This window comes from Trichloromonas sp. (assembly GCF_041583255.1).
In the GTDB taxonomy this organism is placed as follows: Bacteria; Desulfobacterota; Desulfuromonadia; order Desulfuromonadales; family Trichloromonadaceae; genus Trichloromonas.
Genome location: NZ_JBFHGD010000293.1, coordinates 1 through 3,315 on the forward strand (window position 1 = coordinate 1; position 3,315 = coordinate 3,315).

At 58.4% G+C, this 3,315-nt stretch carries 4 protein-coding genes; all 4 read right to left on the minus strand.

What is annotated here, in order from left to right:
* Nucleotides 1-56 precede the first annotated feature (56 nt).
* The 4 genes from ABYV89_RS15815 to ABYV89_RS15830 all read right to left on the minus strand — a co-directional run bounded on the left by ABYV89_RS15815 (nt 57) and on the right by ABYV89_RS15830 (nt 3,070).
* Nucleotides 57-464, minus strand: coding sequence for a hypothetical protein (locus ABYV89_RS15815; protein ID WP_432823899.1), 408 nt, complete (start codon nt 462-464; stop codon nt 57-59).
* Entirely contained in the window at nt 461-811 is a 351-nt protein-coding gene (locus ABYV89_RS15820) for a helix-turn-helix transcriptional regulator (RefSeq protein WP_432823900.1), read from the minus strand. Before ABYV89_RS15820 ends, ABYV89_RS15815 begins: the two co-directional genes overlap by 4 nt.
* Nucleotides 812-1,038: 227 nt before the next feature.
* Complete coding sequence (locus tag ABYV89_RS15825) at nt 1,039-2,214, minus strand: ATP-grasp domain-containing protein (protein ID WP_432823901.1); 1,176 nt, start codon at nt 2,212-2,214, stop codon at nt 1,039-1,041.
* A 22-nt stretch (nt 2,215-2,236) separates the two neighbouring features.
* Nucleotides 2,237-3,070 (minus strand): alpha/beta hydrolase, encoded by an 834-nt coding sequence (locus ABYV89_RS15830; protein WP_432823902.1) that lies wholly within the window; start codon nt 3,068-3,070, stop codon nt 2,237-2,239.
* Nucleotides 3,071-3,315 lie beyond the last annotated feature (245 nt).

The window sequence follows — 3,315 nt, forward strand, 5'->3', positions numbered from 1 at the left end:
GATGAGCAGCAGGAGGCATTTTTTCAGACACACGCAAGACAGCGAACCCGCCGGGCTCATGCGAAGGGCTCCAGGCGCAGGGCCGCCGTGATCTTATCGCGCCAGTGCGGGGAGACCCCGGCCTCGTCGGCATAGTCAGGCAAGCGGGACACCAGGTCGCGCACCTCTTCAATGATCGCCTCGGCCCGGCCGCGCTTCATCGAGGCGCTCCTGGCGCAGGCCCTAAAATCGTCCAGAGTGAAACCATCACGCTTGCCGTTCAGGGTCATCTGGTGGACCGAGGTCCAGCGGCCGGTCGGCTGAAAACTGTAGGTCAGGTCAAAAGCCGGCGCCAGCGGCGCGACCTCGATGCCGCTCTGCACAAAGGCCGGAGCGTACTCGAAGGCGGCCGCCCCGCTGTCATCGGCGAGAGCGACCGCGCCGATGGTGCGCCCCCAGAGGCGGACTTCGGCGACCGTACTCATGTCTCCTCACCCCAGCTCCAGCTTTCGGCGGCCGGTTCCTCGCGTTTTTTCGAGGAGGCCCGCTGGCGTTCCTTCCCCCTCAGTTTCAGCAGATCCAGCGGACGCGGCCCAGGCACCGGGATCGCTGCATCGAGAACATCCAGCAGGCCGAGCACCCGGCAAATCCGGATCAGGGTCGACAGCTGGGTCGATTCTCCCGCCTCGATCCGCTCCACGGTGCGCTTGGAGACCCCGGCCTGCTCGGCCAGCGCCGCCTGGGTAAATTCACGTTCCAGCCGGAGTCGGGCCAATCGATGTCCGATTTCCTGCAGAATCGCCGTGTCGCTCATCTGTGCTTCGATGCCCATTGTCGTCTCTCCTGTCGAGTTAACATCATAATGATAACTTATTCGCAAAATTATGCGAGTTAAATTCGACAGAAAGATACCACTCGTCCCATTTGCCAACGATCAGCAAGCCCTTCCCTTGTCGTCGATTTTGACGATAAGGAGTCGGGATGGCAAATGACTCATTCAACAGGTGCCATGAAAGTCGACCGGAAGGAGAAACCGCCGCCATAATTCGTTTCCACGGCTCAGCTTGTGGACTGGATGAAGCGCCCCAGGGCGAGGAGCTGTTCCAGGTCTTCGGACCGGGCCAGGTAGCCGAAATCACCGATGGCGGCGCTGAAGACCGAATGGATCGGCTCGTGGTGGACGATCAGGTGGCCATATGCGCCCATGATCGCCTGGTGGTCATGAACATAGCTCTTGCGCAATTTACGGCCGATGTAGGCACAATGGTACGGGCGGTTATACGTGGCTGAAAAGTGATTATTAACAACAATATTGGCCCACTCCCGATACAGGTCGATGTCGTTGGCAAAGTTGAACATGTCCATGGTCAAACCACCGGGCGGGCGCATGTTCACCTCAATAGCGACGATTCGGTCGTTGGTAACGGTGCGGAAGAATTCGAGATGGAAAAACTTCTCGCGGATATCGAAGGCGCGAACCGCATTGCGCCCCGCCGCTTCCAGGTCGGCCGGAATCGCACGCTGCGAATAGTAAAAAATGTCGCGATCTTCATTCACCGTCTCCATGATCCCCTGGCTGAAGACGTGGGACGCGCAGAAAACGATACGCCCGTCGCGGTCCGTCAGGCCGTCGAATGAATGGATGACCCCCTGAATGAATTCTTCCATGATGTAGTCCACCGGCAGCTTTTTGGCGAAAACCGTCTCCAGTTCCTGGTGATCGTTAACCCTGAAGGTGCTGGCAGCCCCCACGCCGCGGTCAGGCTTGAGCACCGCGGGAAAACCGATCTCGCCGACAAGATCCCTCGCCTCCTCCAGGCTCGAAACGACCCGGCCTCGGGCCACGTCTATCCCGGCCTCTTGAAACCCTTCCTTCATCCGGGCCTTGAGAGTGACCTTGGCGATGTTGTCGGGCCTGACACCGTCGACATTGAAGTCCTGGCGCAGGCGCGCTTCGGTTTCAAGCCAAAACTCGTTATGCGATTCGATGCGGTCAAGCTTGCCGTACCGGTGAGTGAAATGACCGCAGGCGCGAAGAAGCTGGTCGTAGTTATTCATGTCGGTGCGGTAGTAACCGGTCAGCGCATCCCGCAGTTCAGGGCGCAGCTCCTCCCAGGAGGCGTCGGCTATCCCCAGGGCGTTGGCGCCCAGTTGGCGCAAATGCACGCAGAATCGAAAAAAGTTGGGGGGAAAGTGCGGTGACAAAAAGACGATGTTCATAAGCAGATCCTCCAAGTGCAGCTCCTGATCAAAGCCGTCATTTGAGTAAAAATCGCAAGGGAATGTCTACCCGCCGGCGCCAGGCCTGTTCCGAGTGGTCCTCGCCGTAGAATTTCTGCGTCACCCAGTCGCTGCCTTCGACATAGCCCCGTTGCCGCAACACGTCATCGACCACCCGCTGAAAGGGTTCGTACTGGGTATCGACCGTTTCGGTACCGTAGTCAAAATAGAGCCGGTGAGTTTGCGGGTCGGGCAACCGATCCGCCAGGTAATCGGCCATCTTACCCTGCACGGCTGGCCAGTGGGTCGACAGGCACGCGGCAGCGCCGAATATCTCGGGGAATTCACACAGGGCATAGGCCGAAAGCATCCCCCCCATGCTCGACCCCATTAAAAAGGTATCGGCCGTTGCGGGAAGAGTCCGGAAGCGACTGTCGATGAAAGGCTTGAGCTCCTGCACGATGAATTTCAGGTAAGAGTCGGCCAGCGGCCGGCCATATTCCCTGGCATACTCGATTTTTTCCTGCGGGCTTAAATACTCTTCAAAGACCTTCTGGGGATCATACTCCCGGTAGCGTTCGGGAGTGTTCCAGATCCCGACGACCAGCGGTTTTCGAACCGTCCCCTCTGTCAGCAGCCGGCCAATCGCCTCGCGGATCCCCCAGTCCACCCCGGCAAAGGACGTCTGCGGGTCGAACAGGTTCTGTCCGTCCTGGGCGTAAATCACAGGGTACCGCTGGCCGGTCTCAGACTCATAGCCCGGCGGAAGCCAGAGCACGACATTGCGTCGGTGAACAAATTCGGATTGGAATTCGGGGAGCAAAAGGATCTTGCCGCCTTCCTGCCCCCGGCTGTCAAACTCTGCGGTCATCGATCAGTCCGTTATTTCGATTATTTTTTTGGGAGGGGCGCGATTGAACATTCAGCGGCATGCGCGTATTTTCCCGCGACGAGCCTGTCGGGCTTTGCGGGCCGCAAAGAAAAATTGGATGGTTGAGACCAGGCATTCGAGAATTTGAGAGCGAATAGCTGGACTATTTGTCGAAAAGTATCGGAGATATGGGCCAATCAGCCGATTTTGCAGTCGGCTCATGTAAAGTCCGACAGGCTCCCAGC